Source organism: Mesorhizobium sp. M0698 (assembly GCF_040320455.1).
In the GTDB taxonomy this organism is placed as follows: domain Bacteria; phylum Pseudomonadota; class Alphaproteobacteria; order Rhizobiales; family Rhizobiaceae; genus Mesorhizobium.
In genome coordinates this window covers 302,816-319,179 of the sequence record NZ_JAMYPQ010000004.1, presented here as the reverse complement: position 1 = coordinate 319,179, position 16,364 = coordinate 302,816, and the positions used below count along the sequence as shown (strand labels likewise).

17 protein-coding genes are annotated in these 16,364 nt (G+C 64.1%); 3 read left to right on the top strand and 14 right to left on the bottom strand.

Going from position 1 to position 16,364, the window contains the following annotated elements:
• Positions 1-189: 189 nt before the first annotated feature.
• The 14 genes from NKI16_RS11885 to NKI16_RS11820 form a co-directional block, all read right to left on the bottom strand.
• Positions 190-819, bottom strand: a complete 630-nt coding sequence (locus NKI16_RS11885; protein ID WP_352569359.1) for a sarcosine oxidase subunit gamma — start codon at positions 817-819, stop codon at positions 190-192.
• Positions 812-3,796 carry a sarcosine oxidase subunit alpha gene (locus tag NKI16_RS11880; RefSeq protein ID WP_352569360.1) on the bottom strand — a complete coding sequence of 995 codons (2,985 nt, stop codon included), beginning with the start codon at positions 3,794-3,796 and terminating at the stop codon, positions 812-814. Before NKI16_RS11880 ends, NKI16_RS11885 begins: the two co-directional genes overlap by 8 nt.
• Positions 3,796-4,071, bottom strand: a complete 276-nt coding sequence (locus tag NKI16_RS11875) for a sarcosine oxidase subunit delta (RefSeq protein ID WP_352839607.1) — start codon at positions 4,069-4,071, stop codon at positions 3,796-3,798. The genes NKI16_RS11880 and NKI16_RS11875 overlap by 1 nt, the downstream gene beginning before the upstream one ends.
• A 17-nt stretch (positions 4,072-4,088) precedes the next feature.
• Positions 4,089-5,342: a sarcosine oxidase subunit beta family protein gene (locus NKI16_RS11870; RefSeq protein WP_023673982.1), complete on the bottom strand. Its 1,254-nt coding sequence runs from the start codon at positions 5,340-5,342 to the stop codon at positions 4,089-4,091.
• A gap of 35 nt (positions 5,343-5,377) precedes the next feature.
• A complete protein-coding gene (gene glnT / locus NKI16_RS11865; protein WP_352634393.1) occupies positions 5,378-6,685 on the bottom strand; it encodes a type III glutamate--ammonia ligase in 1,308 nt (435 codons plus the stop codon).
• A gap of 33 nt (positions 6,686-6,718) precedes the next feature.
• Positions 6,719-8,047 carry an FMN-binding glutamate synthase family protein gene (locus tag NKI16_RS11860; protein ID WP_023673984.1) on the bottom strand — a complete coding sequence of 443 codons (1,329 nt, stop codon included), beginning with the start codon at positions 8,045-8,047 and terminating at the stop codon, positions 6,719-6,721.
• A gap of 6 nt (positions 8,048-8,053) precedes the next feature.
• The gene (locus NKI16_RS11855; RefSeq protein ID WP_245274607.1) at positions 8,054-8,716 is read right to left on the bottom strand and encodes a GltB/FmdC/FwdC-like GXGXG domain-containing protein; all 663 of its coding nucleotides are present in this window, start codon (positions 8,714-8,716) and stop codon (positions 8,054-8,056) included.
• Between the two features lie 94 nt (positions 8,717-8,810).
• The gene (locus tag NKI16_RS11850; RefSeq protein ID WP_023673986.1) at positions 8,811-9,704 is read right to left on the bottom strand and encodes a class II glutamine amidotransferase; all 894 of its coding nucleotides are present in this window, start codon (positions 9,702-9,704) and stop codon (positions 8,811-8,813) included.
• A gap of 84 nt (positions 9,705-9,788) precedes the next feature.
• Positions 9,789-10,121, bottom strand: coding sequence for a hypothetical protein (locus NKI16_RS11845; RefSeq protein ID WP_023673987.1), 333 nt, complete (start codon positions 10,119-10,121; stop codon positions 9,789-9,791).
• Entirely contained in the window at positions 10,118-10,807 is a 690-nt protein-coding gene (locus tag NKI16_RS11840) for a hypothetical protein (RefSeq protein WP_031211010.1), read from the bottom strand. The genes NKI16_RS11845 and NKI16_RS11840 overlap by 4 nt, the downstream gene beginning before the upstream one ends.
• Positions 10,808-11,098: 291 nt before the next feature.
• Complete coding sequence (locus tag NKI16_RS11835; protein ID WP_292653875.1) at positions 11,099-12,499, bottom strand: APC family permease; 1,401 nt, start codon at positions 12,497-12,499, stop codon at positions 11,099-11,101.
• 15 nt (positions 12,500-12,514) lie between these two features.
• Positions 12,515-12,676, bottom strand: coding sequence for a hypothetical protein (locus NKI16_RS11830; protein ID WP_023673991.1), 162 nt, complete (start codon positions 12,674-12,676; stop codon positions 12,515-12,517).
• A 16-nt stretch (positions 12,677-12,692) separates the two neighbouring features.
• Positions 12,693-13,070: a hypothetical protein gene (locus NKI16_RS11825; protein WP_023673992.1), complete on the bottom strand. Its 378-nt coding sequence runs from the start codon at positions 13,068-13,070 to the stop codon at positions 12,693-12,695.
• 10 nt (positions 13,071-13,080) lie between these two features.
• On the bottom strand, positions 13,081-13,368 hold the full coding sequence (locus tag NKI16_RS11820) for a hypothetical protein (protein WP_023673993.1): 288 nt from the start codon (positions 13,366-13,368) through the stop codon (positions 13,081-13,083).
• Positions 13,369-13,654: 286 nt separating this feature from the next.
• Between NKI16_RS11820 and NKI16_RS11815 the strand changes: the two genes are divergently transcribed.
• Genes NKI16_RS11815 through NKI16_RS11805 form a run of 3 tightly spaced genes read left to right on the top strand, consistent with a single transcriptional unit; the run spans position 13,655 to position 16,361 of the window.
• Positions 13,655-14,788 carry an aminomethyl transferase family protein gene (locus tag NKI16_RS11815; protein WP_023673994.1) on the top strand — a complete coding sequence of 378 codons (1,134 nt, stop codon included), beginning with the start codon at positions 13,655-13,657 and terminating at the stop codon, positions 14,786-14,788.
• Between the two features lie 14 nt (positions 14,789-14,802).
• Entirely contained in the window at positions 14,803-15,399 is a 597-nt protein-coding gene (locus NKI16_RS11810; RefSeq protein WP_023673995.1) for a dimethylamine monooxygenase subunit DmmA family protein, read from the top strand.
• Positions 15,396-16,361, top strand: coding sequence for a PDR/VanB family oxidoreductase (locus tag NKI16_RS11805; RefSeq protein WP_023673996.1), 966 nt, complete (start codon positions 15,396-15,398; stop codon positions 16,359-16,361). The genes NKI16_RS11810 and NKI16_RS11805 overlap by 4 nt, the downstream gene beginning before the upstream one ends.
• Positions 16,362-16,364 lie beyond the last annotated feature (3 nt).

Sequence of the window (16,364 nt, the reverse complement as noted above, 5' to 3'; positions counted from 1 at the left end):
AAGTGAAGGCGGCGCGCGCGCCTCTTCCTTCTCTCCTTGTGGGAGAAGGTGGATCGGCGCGCAGCGCCGAGACGGTTGAGGGGTGTTGGACGGAGTGCCGTCATAGCCAAGCTGGAGCACCCCTCATCCGACCGAGCTTCGCTCGGCCACCTTCTCCCACAGGGGGAGAAGGGAAGGTGGCGCACAATCCTACCCCAATTCCTCGGAATGCCCGATCTCGACGCCATACTCGGCGGCAGCGTCCAGCATCGTATGCCACAGGCTTTCCGCGAAGGTGGCGAACACCAGAAGATTGAACACCGCCTGTCCGTTCGGCCGGTCATTGGCGCGCCAGAGATTGATGCTGGTGTGATCGACCGAGGTCGCCGCAGCGGTGCCGGCCGGGAACGCCGCGGGGTGCAGGTCTAGCGACGACAGTTTGGCCAGCATCGCGCGCGCCTTTTCTCCGGAAACGCTGATCAGCGCGCGCGCATGCGACTGGTCGGACAACGAGGCGGATTGCGCAAACGCCTGGCTCAGCGGTTCGCTCGCGTGCTTGCCGCCATTGGACAGGACCAGGAACTGATCCGGTCCCGACCAGATCAGCCTAGCGTCGGGAGTTCGGGTCGCCTTGGGCGTTTCCGGGGCGGCAACGCCGAAGCGGGTTTCGGCGGCCTTCGCCAGTTCTGCCGCTTTGCCGCGCCGCGCCATCACCTGGATCAGGTCGAAATTGCGGATCTCGGTGAGCGATACGCCGGCCGCCGTGCCGCGCGCGCCATAGGCGCCGACAACAAGCGCTTTCTCCAGCGGACTGCGGGCAATCCAGGAAAACTCAGCCACGCTGGCGCCCTCCATCCGGATCGTATAAGACCGGGCTGCACAGCTCGACGTCGTAGTCTTCGCCGCGTAGCGGATCGTGCGCATGGACGATCTCGCCGATGCGCTCGCGGCCACGCTCAACAAGCGCCAGCCCGATCCACTGGTCGAGCATGGGCGAGAAGCAGACCGAGGTGACGTAGCCCTGGTCGTTATCGGGGCCGGGCGTCTCGCCCTTCGGAATGATATGCGCGCCGGAGCGCAGGCGGCGCGTCTTGTCGACGGGCTTGATGCCGACGACGACCTGCCGGTCCGGGGCAATCAGCGCCTCGCGGCCGGCCATGACGCGGCCGATGAAATCTTTTTTGGTCGACATCATCTTGCCAAGGCCGAGGTCGGCGGCCGTCGTCGTGCCGTTCAGCTCCGGTCCGGCGACATGGCCCTTTTCGATGCGCATGACGCCGAGCGCCTCGGTACCGTAGGGCGTAACGCCGAACGGCTTGCCGGCCAGCATCAAATTGCGCACCAGCGCCTCGCCATAGCGGGCGGGAACCGAAATCTCGAACGCCATTTCGCCCGAAAACGAGATGCGGAACAGCCGCGCCTTGATGCCACCGCGAAGCGCAACTTCCCGCGCCCCCATGAAGGGAAAGCCTTCGTTCGACAAATCCTCCGCCGGATCGACCATTTCCCGAAGCAGGTCCCGGGTCTTCGGCCCGGCGATCGAGAATTGCGCCCACTGGTCGGAGACCGAGGTCAACTGCACGTCGAATTCCGGGAACAGCACCTGCCGGCAGAATTCGAGATGCTGCATCACCAGCCCGGCCTTGGCGGTGGTGGTGGTCAGGAAATAATGATCCTCGGCCAGCCGCGACGTCGTGCCGTCGTCATAGACGATGCCGTCCTCGCGCAGCATCAGCCCGTAGCGGGCTTTGCCGACGGCGAGACTGGAGAAGGTGTTGATGTAGACGCGGTCGAGAAAGGCGCCGGCATCCGGGCCGTGCACGTCGATCTTGCCGAGCGTCGAGACATCGCAGAAGCCGACGCCGGAGCGCACCGCCTTGACCTCGCGGGTGACCGATTCCAGCCAGTCCTTTTCGCCGGCGCGCGGATACCATTGCGCCCGCTTCCACAGGCCGGTGTCGACGAACACCGCGCCCTGTTCGGCTGCCCAGTGATGCGACGGCGTCAGCCTCGTCGCATGGAAGTCTTCGTCGCGATGATGGCCGGCGAAGGCGCCGATGGCGACCGGCACATAGGGCGGGCGGTAGATCGTCGTGCCGGTTTCGGGGATCGATTTGCCGCTGATTGCCGCCATGATGGCGAGACCGGCGACGTTCGAGGTCTTGCCCTGGTCGGTGGCCATGCCGAGCGTCGTATAGCGCTTGAGATGCTCGACCGATTCGAAACCTTCGCGCTGCGCCAGTTCGATATCGGACGCGGTCACGTCATGCTGGTAATCGACGAAGGCTTTCCCTTTGCCGGCCACATACCAAAGCGGCGTCAGCGAAAACGCCTCGCTGTCGGCGACCGGCGATGTGCCGGCATTGCCGCTGCGTCCAGCACCCTGCGCTGCCGCAGCACCCGCGGCAAAGCCCTGGCGCAGGCAGTCGCCCAGCCCGAAGGCGCCGTTGGCGGCGCCGACGGCCACCATGCCGGGCGGCGCACCATCCGGTACGAAGGCTGCGATATCGTCCTGCCATTTCGGCCGGCCGCGATGATAGGAGGTCAGCCCGACCGCCGGATTCCAGCCGCCGGACACGGCAAGCCCGTCGACTTCGACTTCCGCCCGTGCGCCGCCGGTCAGCGCCACCACGATTTTCCGGAGCCCGTCCTTGCCGCCTTCGACCCCGCTGACCGAGCCGTTGAGCACGGCAAAGCCGCCTTTGGCGGCAAGCGCGCGATGCGCGGCGGAGACGTCCGGGCGCGCATCGACGACCGCCGCGATCTGCAAACCGGCGCCAAGCGCGGTCTCGACCGTGCGCCAGCCATCCTCATTGTTGGTGAACAGCGCGATCCTCTTGGCAGGGGTAACCGCGTAGCGCGCGACATAAGTCCGCATAGCCGAAGCCATCATCACGCCCGGCGTGTCGTTACCGGCAAAGACGATCGGCCGCTCGATGGCGCCAGCGGCAACAATTGAGCGCTTCGCCACGATCCGCCACAGCCGCTGGCGCACCTGGTGCTCGGGCGGCGAGGGCAGGTGGTCGTTGACCCGCTCGATCGCGCCATAGGTGCCGCCATCATAGACGCCGAACAATGTCGTGCGGGTCATGATGCGGACATCGGGCAGTGCGGCGAGTTCGGCCAGCGTGCGCGTAATCCATTCGGCCGCCGGCGCGCCGTCGATCATGCCGCCGTCGGCGAGCAGGCGGCCGCCAAGCGCAAAATCTTCCTCGCACAGGATGACGCGGGCGCCGCCGCGCCCAGCCGCCAATGCCGCAGCCAGCCCGGCCGGGCCGGACCCGGCAATCAGCACGTCGCAATGCGCCCACGCCTTGTCGTAATGGTCGGGATCGGCGACGCCTGCAGCGCGGCCGAGGCCGGCGGCGCGGCGAATCGTTGGCTCGTAGATCGTTTCCCAGAATTTCGCCGGCCACATGAAGGTCTTGTAGTAGAAGCCGGCGACGAAGATCGGCGCGAACAGCTGATTGACCGCCATCAGATCGTGGCGCAGCGACGGCCAGCGGTTCTGGCTGGCGGCTTCGAGCCCGTCATAGAGTTCGGCCGTGGTCGCCTTGGTGTTCGGCTCGCGCCGCGCTCCGCTGCGCAGTTCGACCAGCGCGTTGGGCTCTTCGGATCCAGCGGTCAGGATGCCGCGCGGTCGATGGTATTTGAAAGAGCGGCCGACCAGCTTGACGCCATTGGCGATCAGCGCCGAGGCCAGCGTGTCGCCTTGGAAGCCGGCAAAGCTCTTGCCGTCGAAGCGGAAGGCCAGCGGCGCGGCGCGATCGATGAGACCGCCGCTCTCCAGCCGGTGTGTCTGCGCAGGGCCAACCATCAGGCGCCAACCTTGGCGGCACCAACGCCCGCAGCCGGCTGAACGGAGGAAATCTCATGCGTCAGCGTGTTGCGGGCGACCTTCAGCCAGGCCCGGCAGCCGCCGCCATGGTACCAGTATTCGCTCATCGGCCCGGCGATGTTGTCGCGCAGATAGACGTAGTCGAAGACCTCGTCTTCGGTGGCGCCGGCCGCCGGACGCGTCGGCTTGGCGTCGCCCAGATAGGTGAACTCGCCGAGTTCGCGTTCGCCGCAGAAGGGACAGACAATGCGCATGCTTCTTCAGCCAGCCTTCAATGCAGGTTCGGTTGGGCGCCCTGGCCCTTTTCGTCGATCATCGCACCTCGCCGGAAGCGGTCGAGACGAAAGCGGGCAGCCTCCTTGTGCGGCTCGTCGCGCGCCAGCAGATGAGCAAAGACCAGGCCGGAGCCGGGCGTCGCCTTGAAGCCGCCATAGCACCAGCCGGCGTTGAGATAGAGCCCGTCGACCGGTGTTTTGTCGATGATCGGCGAGCCGTCCATCGACATGTCCATGATGCCGCCCCACTGACGCAGAAGCCGTATCCGGCCGATCATCGGCATCAGCGCCATGCCGCCTTCGCAGACGTCTTCCATGACAGGCAGATTGCCGCGCTGGGCGTAGGAATTGTAGCCGTCTATATCGCCGCCGAAGACCAGGCCGCCCTTGTCGGACTGGCTGACGTAGAAATGGCCGGCGCCGAACGTCATGACATTGGGGATCAGCGGCTTGATCGCCTCGGAGACGAAGGCCTGCAGCACATGGCTTTCGATCGGCAGCCGCATGCCGGCCATCGCCGCGACGCGCGACGAGGAGCCGGCGACCGCCATGCCGACCTTGGCCGCGCCGATCCTGCCGCGGCTCGTCTCGACGCCGGTCACCTTGCCGCTTCCATCGCGGACAAAGCCGGTCACCTCGCAGTTCTGGATGATGTCGACGCCGAGCGCACTCGCCGCATGCGCATAGCCCCAGACCACGGCGTCGTGGCGCGCCGTGCCGCCGCGCCGCTGCAAAAGCCCGCCTTGCACTGGAAAGCGCGCATCGTCGAAGTTCAGGAACGGCATCATCTTCCTGACCGCCGCCAGATCGAGCAGTTCGGCATCGATGCCGTTGATGCGCATGGTGTTGCCGCGCCGCGCATAGGCGTCGCGCTGCGCGTCGGAATGGTAGAGGTTGATGACGCCGCGCTGGCTGACCATGGTGTTGTAGTTTAGGTCCTGCTCCATCCGCTCCCACAGCTTCATCGACAGCTCGTAGAAGCCGGTATTGCCGGGCAGCCCGTAATTGGAGCGGATGATGGTGGTGTTGCGGCCGGCATTGCCGGAGCCGATCCAGCCCTTTTCCAGCACGGCGACATTCCTGATGCCGTATTCGCTGGCGAGGAACCATGCCGTCGCCAGGCCATGGCCGCCGCCGCCGATGATCACCACGTCGTAGTGGCTCTTTGGGCTGGCGTCGCGCCAAGTGCGCTGCCAGTTCTTATGGCCGGAAAATGCCGCCCGGGCGAGGGAGAAGATCGAGTATTTCATGAACCTGTTTCGCGCCGGCGTGCAACAATTCCGGATCAGATGTCGAGCGTGTGGTCGCGCTCCCACTGGGTGAAGTGGGAAGCATAGGAATTCCATTCCTGCTGCTTGAGCTTTAGATAGGCCGACGAGAATTCCTCACCCAGCGCCGCCTTGAGCGATTTGTCGTTGTCGAACTCGCGCAATGCGTCGAGCAGGTTGAGCGGCAGCTTCGGCGCCCCTTCGACCGTATGGCCGAACTGGTACATGTCGATGTCGTAGCGCCGGCCGGGATCGGCCTTCGAGCGGATACCGTCGAGCCCGGCGGCGATGATCACCGCCTGCAGCAGATACGGGTTCGCCGCGCCGTCGGGCAGGCGCAGCTCGAAGCGGCCGGGGCCGGGTACGCGCACCATGTGGGTGCGGTTGTTGCCCGTCCAGGTCACCGTGTTCGGCGCCCAGGTGGCGCCGGAGATGGTGCGCGGTGCGTTGATGCGCTTGTAGGAATTGACCGTCGGGTTGGTGATGGCGGCAAGCGCGGACGCATGTTTCATGATGCCGCCGAGGAAATTCCTGCCCTTGGCCGACAGGCCGAGCTCCATCGCATTATCGGCAAAGACATTGGTCTTGCCGTCTTTGTCCCACACCGAGATATGCGCATGGCAGCCATTGCCGGTCAGGCCCTGGAAGGGTTTAGGCATGAAGGTTGCGCGCAGGCCGTGCTTTTCGGCGACCGATTTCACCATGAATTTGAAGAAGGAATGCTTGTCGGCGGTCGCCAGCGCATCGTCGAAGGCCCAGTTCATCTCGAACTGGCCGTTGGCGTCCTCGTGGTCGTTCTGGTAGGCGCCCCAGCCGAGCGCCAGCATGTGGTCGCAGATCTCGGCGATCACATCGTAGCGGCGCATCACCGCCTGCTGGTCGTAGCAGGGCTTCGACGCCGTGTCGTATTCGTCGGAAATCGTCTTGCCATCCGGCGAGATCAGGAAGAATTCGGCCTCGACGCCGGTCTTGATGTGCATGCCGTCGCCGGCCGCCTCCGCGATCAACCGCTTCAGCGTGTTGCGCGGCGCCTGCTCGACCGATTTGTCGTCCATGATGCAGTTGGCGGCGACCCAGGCGACCTCCGGCTTCCAAGGCAACTGGATCACCGAGGCCGGATCCGGCACCGCCAGCATGTCGGGATGCGCCGGCGTCAGGTCGAGCCAGGTGGCAAAGCCGGCAAAGCCGGCACCGTCCCGCTGCATGTCGGCGATCGCCTGCGCCGGCACCAGCTTGGCGCGTTGCCCACCGAACAGGTCGGTGTAGGATATCATGAAATATTTGACGCCCTTCTCCTTGGCGAAGGCGGCGAGATCGTTCCCCATTATAGTTCCTCGCTTACTGGCATTTGGTTTGTTTTAGAAGCCGTTCTTGCCCGGTATCCAGTTGGTGCCGGCCAGCGGCACGCCGGCCATGGCGGCGGCTTCGATCGTCAAGGCGACAAGATCCTCGGGCTCGAGATTGTGCAGGCTGTTCTTGCCGCAGGCGCGTGCGATTGTCTGAGCCTCAAGTGTCATCACCTTAAGATAATTCGCCAGCCGCCGTCCGGCCGCAATCGGATCGACCCGTTTCATTAGCTCGGGATCCTGCGTGGTGATGCCGGCCGGGTCGCGACCCTCGTGCCAGTCGTCATAGGCGCCGGCGGTGGTGCCGAGCTCGTTGTATTCCGCCTCCCAGCGCGGGTCGTTGTCGCCGAGCGCGACAAGCGCTGCCGTGCCGATCGACACCGCGTCGACGCCCAGCGCCAGCGCCTTGGCGACGTCGGCCCCGTTGCGTATGCCGCCTGAGACGATCAGCTGCACCTTGCGGTGCATGCCGAGATCCTGCAGCGCCTGCACCGCCGGCCTGATACAGGCAAGCGTCGGCTGGCCGACATTTTCAATGAACACTTCCTGGGTCGCCGCAGTGCCGCCCTGCATGCCGTCGACGACGACGACATCGGCGCCCGATTTCACCGCAAGCGCGGTATCGTAATAGGGCCGCGCGCCGCCGACCTTGACGTAGATCGGCTTTTCCCAGTCGGTGATTTCGCGCAGTTCGAGGATCTTGATCTCGAGGTCGTCCGGCCCGGTCCAGTCGGGGTGGCGCGAGGCCGAGCGCTGGTCGATGCCTTTCGGCAGCGTGCGCATTTCGGCGACGCGGTCGGAGATCTTCTGGCCGAGCAGCATGCCGCCGCCGCCTGGCTTGGCGCCCTGGCCGACGACAACCTCGATCGCGTCGGCACGGCGCAGATCGCGCGGGTTCATGCCGTAGCGCGACGGCAGATACTGGTAGACCAGCGTCTTCGAATGGCCGCGCTCTTCCTCGGTCATGCCGCCGTCGCCGGTGGTCGTCGAGGTGCCCGACAGCGTCGCGCCACGGCCGAGCGCTTCCTTCGCCGGGCCGGACAGCGAGCCGAAGCTCATGCCGGCAATGGTGATCGGGATTTTCAATTCGATCGGTTTTTTCGCATAGCGCGAGCCGAGCACGACGCTGGTGTCGCAGCGCTCGCGATAGCCTTCGAGCGGATAGCGCGAGATCGAAGCACCGAGGAACAGAAGGTCGTCGAAATGCGGCAGCTTGCGCTTGGCGCCGGCGCCGCGGATGTCATAGATGCCGGTCGCCGCGGCGCGGCGGATCTCGGAAAGCGTGTAGTCGTCGAAGGTCGCGGATTTGCGCGGCGTCGTCGGCGGGTTGCGATAGGTCATTGAGCCTCAATACGCGTCGGCGTTGTCGATATTGAAATTGTAGAGGGTACGAGCCGAGCCGTAGCGCTTGAACTCCGCCGCCTTGACGCCGGTCACGCCGGCGCGGTCGAGCAAGCCTTGCAGCAATTCGAGATGCTCGGGCCGCATCTCCTTGGCGATGCAGTCGGCGCCGAGGCTTTCGACCTTGCCGCGCACGAAAAGCCGCGCCTCGTAAATGGAATCGCCGAGCGCATCGCCGGCGTCGCCTAGCACCACGAGGTTGCCGGACTGCGCCATGAAGGCCGACATGTGGCCGATATTGCCATGGACGACGATGTCGATGCCTTTCATCGAGATGCCGCAGCGCGACGACGCGTTGCCTTCGATGACGAGCAACCCGCCCCGGCCGGTGGCGCCGGCGTACTGGCTGGCATCGCCTTTGACGACGATCTGGCCGGACATCATGTTCTCGCCGACGCCGGGCCCGGCCGAGCCATGCACGGTGATGGTGCCGCCGTCGTTCATGCCGCCGCAATAATAGCCGACGCTGCCGCGCACATCGATGGCGACCGGCTGGTCGACGCCGACAGCGACCGAATGGCTGCCTCGCGGGTGGAGCACCTCCCAGGCGGTCTCGTTCGAACCGGGCGCCAGATCGTGCAGCGCCTGGTTGAGCTCGCGCAGCGACATTTCGGCCAGGTCGAAGACCCGCGATGCCTGGCCCAGCTCGCGCGCGGCCTTGGAGAGGTTGCCCGTATTGAAGGCATTGCTTGCCGGCATTGGTTCAATGCTCCCAGAAATAGACGGTTGCGGGCTCGGGTTCCCAGACCTTCGCATTGTCTATGCCGGGCAGTTTGGTGAGCGCACGATATTCCGAGCCGAAGGCGACATACTGGTCGGTTTCGGCCATTACGGCGGGCTTGCAGGCGATCGGATCGCGCACCACGCCGAAGCCGTTCTTGGTGCCGACGACGAAGGTGAAAAAGCCGTCGAGATCGCTCAGCGTGCCTTCCAGCGCCTCGCCCAGATTCTTGCCATGCGCCATCTGCGAGGAGAGATAGGCGGCAGCGACCTCGGTGTCGTTCTCGGTCTCGAATGTCATGCCTTCGCGGATCAGCTCGCGGCGGACATTGTTGTGGTTGGACAGCGAGCCATTATGCACCAGGCACTGGTCGGCGCCGGTCGAGAACGGATGCGCGCCCATCGTCGTCACCGCCGATTCGGTCGCCATGCGGGTATGGCCGATGCCGTGGGTGCCGGTCATCTCGCGGACGCCGAAACGGTCGACGACCGCTTCGGGCAAGCCGACTTCCTTGTAGATTTCGACGACGTCGCCGGCGCCCATGATGCGGATGTCGGGGCGCAGCGTCTGGATCGCCTCGCGCGCTTCGTCGATCTTGGCAGGCGTCGTCCGGACCACCGCATGCGTCGACTTCGCAGCAATGCTCACCGGCGCGCCGATTGCCTTGGCGAGTTCGGCGTCGAGGCCGCGGAAATCGCGCTCCGGCTTGGCCGACTGGATGGTGATCTTGGCTTCACTGGAGGGCGCGCCATAGATGGCGATGCCGGCGCTGTCGGGACCGCGATCGCTGAGCGAGATCAGCATCTCCGACAGCATCGCGCCAAGCTGGGGCTCGAGCGACTTGTCCTTCAAAAACAGTCCGACGATTCCGCACATGTCAGCCTCCGCGAGTTTGTTCCCTCCGAGATGTATCGAATGAGTCCCGAGAATTCAATTGGTATGAAAAAAATTTTCCTGTCGTTATATTTCGGCTGAGGCGCCGCCGGCCGCACTATCGCTGCGCTGGCCGCCATTGTGAACCCATTTGGCATAGCGGATGCGGGCGATCTTGTAGGCATCCAGGATCGACAGGGCATAGATCAGGAAGCCGCCGGCATGGCGTCCGACGAAGCTGGCGTCTGGCGGCGCGATCTTGGCGGTGACCCAGGCGAGGATCACCATGAAGAACAGGAATTGCAGGCCGCGCACCGGCACGCCGAGCACGACATGCCCGCTCGCCGGCAAGACAATCGCAGCGCCCAGAACCAGATAGGGGCTCGGTGGTGCGGGGGAGGTGGTGATCTGGCTGGTCATGCCGCTTGCCGTTCGCTTTGATTGATGGCATCGCGCAGCGCCGAAGCCGACGACAGCAGCCTCTCGATCAGCACCGGATCGAGCCTGACCGTGCCGAATTCGGCTTGCCGGAATACGCCGTAGCGCGCCCGCTCGGCCTCGGCCAGAAGCCAGACGATGCGCACGCCGTTCGGCGTGATCAACAATTCCTTGGCGCGCTCCTCAGCAAAGATATCGAGGTGGCCGGCGATGACGGTTTCGGGGAAGCGCACGCCCTTGCGGTCGCTCCGCAGCACCGCCTCGGCCGGAAATCCCGCCGCCTTCGGCAGCGTATGGTCGAGATGATCGAAATTGGAAAAGGTCGTCGGCGATCCCGGCCGCATCATCATATCGAAAGTGCCTGGTATCGCGACCTTTTCGGTGATCGAAACGCTCAGCCAGCGCGCCGGCAGCTTCCTGATCGCCAGCGTGTCGACGATGGTCCGCACCTGCACCCGCCGGCCGTTCCACGAGCCGGCGAAGGTGACCACGCCGGCAGTGCCGTCCGAGACGTTGGCCGCGTCGGGGATGACGGCGCGGACGCCGGCTTCGTCGGCGGCAAGCCCGGTCGAAGCCTTGGTGCGGCTGGCCCGCGCAAGCCAGGCTATATGGAGGACGAGAGCCAGGGCAACCGCCCCGGCGAGTGACGCTGAGATCATTTCAGACATCTCATCATGCACAGGCGCGCCCCATTCTGGGGCAGGGCTCTTGTATAGGAAGTCCCCCTCATCCGGCCGCGGAGCCTGTCCTCGGGCTTGCCGGAGGCAAGACCCGTGGGCGGCCACCTTCTCCCCGTTGGGGAGAAGAGGCTGGCATCAACGCCGGCGATCTCCTCTCCCCTCGGGGAGAGGTCGGATTGCCCCGAATTGCCCTTCGCAATTCGGTTGGCAATCCGGGTGAGGGGGCACTTTCCCATATGCGATTGCGCTGCGTTTTGGGGTGAGCCTCCTTTACTCCTGTCAGTAGCCCTGCGGCTTCGGCCACGGCATGGTGAACTGGGCACCACGGCGCACGAATTTGTAGCGGTAGAAGTGGAACCACAGCGAGATCAGGAAGTAGAAAGCGACCATGGCGATCAGCTGCGAACCAAAGCCGAGGAAGATCGCAAAGAAAGTGACGACGCAAAGGCAGAACAAGACGATCGCCGGCAGCGGATGGAACGGATGGGTGTAGCCGCGGCGGATCGAGCCGAGCGGCCACTTTTTCCTGAACATGATGATGTTGATGCTCATGAAGGTGTATTGCAGCACGCCCGACAGGATCGAGAAGGTGATCGCCTGGTTGAGGTCGGCGATGAAGGCGAAGGCGAGCGCGATCGGCAGCAGAAACAGGATCGAGCGATAGGGCGTGCGGTATTTCGGATGCACCGCCGAGAACCAGGTCGGCAGATAGCGGTCGCGGCCGAGCGAAAACCAGGCGCGCGCGGCGTCGTTGATGCAGCCATTGGCGGAGGCGAGCGCGGCAAGCAGCGTCGCGATGAACAACAGGTTTTCCAGCAGCGCACTGCCGGTCAGTTTGCCTGCGTCCCACAGCGGATAGTAGGTGATGCCGAGATATTCCCAGGGCATCAGAGAGGCGCAGACATACCAGGTCATGGCGGCCGCGATCAGAAGCGTGATCATGCCGGCCATCGTGCCGTAGGGCAGCGAGCGCGCCGGCGAGCGCACTTCCTCGGCCGCCTGCGTGGTGCCCTCGATGCCGAGATAGTACCAGATGCCGAACTGGAAGGCGGCGATGACGCCGATCCAGCCATAGGGCAGGGCGTTGCCCGGGGTCACCAACTCGTTGAGCTTGAGCACGGCGCCTTGCGTCCACGGGCTGACCGAGAAGAACAGGATGACGATCGAGACATAGGCGATGGCGGTGATGACGAAGTTGACGTTGAGCGTCATCAGCACGCCGCGATAGTTCAGCCATGCCAGCACGACGATGGTCGCGGCGATGAAGGAATTGTGGTTGAGGCCCTCGACGCCAGCCTTGGCGACGATGGTGTCGCCGAGCAGGATCGCGTCCGACACTTCGAGCATGGTGTAGGCAAAGACCAGGAACAGCGCGACGTTGAAGGCCATCAGCGGCCCGACAATGTGCTTGGCCTGGGCATATTGGCCGCCGGCGGCGGCAACCGTCGAGGTAACTTCGGAATCGATCATCGCGACCGACGTGTAGAGCAGCCCGACGATCCAGCAGACGATCAGCGCCGCCAGCGCGCCGCCCTTGTCCGCCGCGAAATTCCAGCCGGTGAATTCGCCGACCAGAACGATGCCGACACCGAGCGCCCAGACATGGGCGGGGCCGAGCACCCTGAGCAGTGAAACCCTGTCGCCTTGCACTTGCACCGCTGGTTCAGCCGTGATCGTCATCGTTCAATCCCCCACTCAGATCCGGTGTTTTTCGGACACGGCTTCAAGTTCGCCTTCCCTGGACGAGGTCAGCATCTCTTCGGAATAGGTCGTGTCGATCTTGAACCAGTCGTAGAGCATCCACAGCGCGAGCACGATCGAGATGCCCCAGCATGCGTAAGAGAGTGCCACCCACATGACGATGCTTCCCTATCTATTTGTCGCCGAACTTTTCGTCGATGACGTCGCGGTATTCGCGGTCCGATGCGCGGAACAGAAAGATGAAATAGCCGATCAGCACCGCCGCCATGATGATCAGCGTCGGCCAGTCGATGATGTAGTGGAACCGGTTCTGGATGATGTCGTGCGCGGTTTCCGGCGTGTAGCCGAGCTTTTCCCAGATCGAGGCCATGGTCGGGTTTTGTCCGAGCGCTTCCCACGTCTTGGCGTCAAGCGCGTCGATGGATTTTGCCGCCCCTGCCAGCCCTAGTTTCAGCGGCAGCCACAGCGCGACGAAAATCGCGACCACGACGACGGCGATATCGAAAACCTGTCCGGCCTTGCTCTGTTCGGGCGGTGTATAGCGGGCCATGCGTCTCCCCTCAGGACTTGCGGTTGCGGTAGGCGTCGGCGTTCTTGATGTCGAGGCCGTAGATGAAGTCCTTGTCTTCCTTGTAGTGGTTGACCATCGCCAGGATCGCGGCCGTGTTGAAGATCAGCACGGCGGCGGCGGCGACCGCGACGACGAGCTTGATGCCGGCGTCGGGGACGTATGGCCATGTCATGAACAGGACAAAGAGGATCGTCGCCCACAGGCAGACGATCAGGAGCATGGATCCACGCACGTCGGAACGGTACAACGCTTCCACGCGCTGTTGCAGGTCGGACATCGGCTTTCCCCTTTTTCAACGCCGGTCCGGATTGGCCGGTCATTGCCCTCTTTCAAGAGAGTGAAATTTTTTTCATAAAATCCGGCCGAATTCTGGAATTGTCAAGACGATTTTACGCGACGTTAACCGTTTGTTTGGGCTCGTCGGATTTGCCTGACAATGAAATTATTTGCTTACGGGTATTGCAGGCTCCCTGCGTTTGCGGTCAATATTCAAGGCAACGCTCCCGCCTGTGTGCAGGGAGCAGGGGAAAGCAAAAAGGTTTCTTTCGAACGGAGGACAGCGGATGACGGCATCCTGGAGATTTTCGACGCTTGCGGACCGCCATCGCGCGCTCGGCTCGAAGCTCGAGGACTGGAGCGGCATGGGTACCGCCTGGACCTACGACAAGGACGCCGACGAAGAGTATATCGCCATCCGCACCAAGGCCGGCCTGATGGACGTGTCCGGCTTGAAGAAGGTCCACATCACCGGGCCGCACGCCTCGCACCTGATCGATCTGGCGACGACGCGCGACGTCGAAAAGATCTATCCCGGCAAGTCGGCCTATGCCTGCATGCTCAACGAGGCCGGCAAGTTCACCGACGACTGCATCCTCTACCGCACCGGCCCGAATTCCTGGATGGTCGTGCATGGCTCGGGCACCGGCCATGAAGAGCTGCAACGCGCTTCGGTCGGTCGTGACGTGTCGCTGCGCTTCGATGACAATCTGCACGACCTTTCGCTGCAGGGGCCGCTAGCCGTGGATTATCTTGCAAGGCATGTGCCCGGCATTCGCGACCTCAATTATTTCCACCACATGCAGACGCAGCTGTTCGGCTTTCCCGTGATGATCTCTCGCACCGGCTATACCGGCGAACGCGGCTACGAGATTTTCTGCCGTGGCCAGGACGCCGGAACGATCTGGGACAGGATCCTCGACGAGGGCAAGAGCGCCGGCATCATCCCGTGCCGCTTCACCACGCTCGACATGCTGCGCGTCGAGAGCTACCTGCTGTTTTACCCCTACGACAATTCGCAGAAATACCCGTTTGAGAACGAAGGCCCGGGCGACACGCTGTGGGAGCTTGGTCTCGACTTCACCGTCAGCCCCGGCAAGACAGGCTTTCGCGGTGCCGAGGAGCACTATCGCCTCAAGGGCAAGGAGCGCTTCAAGATCTTCGGCGTGCTGCTCGAAGGCAAGGAGCCGGCCGACGAGGGCGCACCGGTCTATCGCGACGGCAAAAAGGTCGGCGTGGTGACCTGCGCCATGTATTCGCCGCTTGTCAAAAAATCGATGGGCATCGCCCGGCTCGAGGTCGACTGCGCGGTGCAGGGCACCAGGCTCGAGATCCGCAACAAGAGCGGCGCCATCAGCGCAATCGCCGAGCCGCTTCCTTTCGATGATCCGAAGAAGACCAAGCGCACGGCGAAAGGCTGAGGCATACTGCGGGTATGGCAGCGAAAAGCATCATCAGCCGCCCGGTCTATGGGACCCTGTCTCCGCAGCCTGGCAAGCATCATCTTTTCATAGCGGATGCAGAAGGAGCGCTGGCGATTGCCGATCTGGCCGCCAAGGCACCGGCGGATTTCTTCGGCGGCGCCCACATCATCTTCATTCCCGGCCGCGACGGCAAATACGCCGATGCGCTCGAAGCCCTGAAGCCGGCGCAGTTCTACCTCGGCCATTCCTTCGCCAGCGCCCTGCCGCGGCTGAAGCAGACGCTGGCCAACGCGCATATGGGCCTCAGGCTCTACCTTGCCGGCACCGAAGGGCTGATCGGACAGGCCATGCAGGCGGCGCTCGAAGCCGGCATCGACCACACCTCGATCCAGACCGAGCATCGCGGCTCGCTGGCGCGCCGCATGCAATGCGTCCACTGCAAGGGCATCACCGAGAACGTGACGACGCAGCCGGCGACCTGTTCGCATTGCGGCCTGCTGCTTCTGGTGCGCGATCATTATTCGCGGCGGCTCGCCGCCTTCCAGGGCGTCTGCATCAATGCCGAGGACCGCAGCGAAATTCCTCCGATCGAGGAGGTCTTTCGATGAGCACCGGCACCACCAAGCTCGATGTCCTCGTCAGCGATGTCGTCCCGGTCAACGAGCTGGTGACGCGCTTTCATTTCCGCCGGCGCGACGGCGAGCTTTTGCCGACCTTCTCCGGCGGCGCCCATGTCGTCGTCGAGATGCGCGATGGCGAACGCACCAGGCTCAATCCCTATTCGCTGATGGGCTCGCCGCTCGACACCCGCGAATACACCATCTCGGTGCGCCGCGACGACGCCGGCCGCGGCGGCTCGCTGTTCATGCACAGGCAGGTCAGGCCGGGCACGGAGATGGTGGTCAGCTATCCTGTCAACCTGTTCTCGCTCGATCTGCGCGCCAGGAAGCATCTGATGCTGGCCGGCGGCATCGGCATCACCCCGTTCATGGCGCAGACCGCGCAGCTGGCGGCGGAAGGCGGCAATTTCGAACTGCATTACACCTGCCGCACCGCCTCGCTCGGCACCTATGCCGACCTGCTGAGAGAGCGCTACGACCGCCGGGTCAGGCTCTATCACGACGACCGCGACGAGCGCGTCGATCTCGACCGGCTGCTGTCGTCGCAGCCGCTCGGCACGCATCTCTATGTCTGCGGCCCGTCCGGCATGATCGGCTGGGTGCGCGAGCGTGCCGCCGCCCTCGGCTGGCCTCCCGAGACCGTGCATTTCGAGCATTTCGCGGCCCCGCAGCCCGGCGCGCCCTTCGACGTGACGCTGGCGCTCAGCGGCAAGACAATCCGTGTCGACGAGCAGCAGAGCCTGCTCGAGGCGATCGAGGCGGCCGGCGTCGATCCGCCCTATCTCTGCCGCGGTGGCGTCTGCGGCCAGTGCGAGACCAACGTCATTTCGCATGACGGCAAATTCATCCACAACGACCACTGGCTGAGCGAGGAAGACCACCGTTCGGGCTGCAAGATCATGCCCTGCGTCTCACGCTTCGAGGGCAGGTCGCTGGTGCTGGAAAGATAGGAG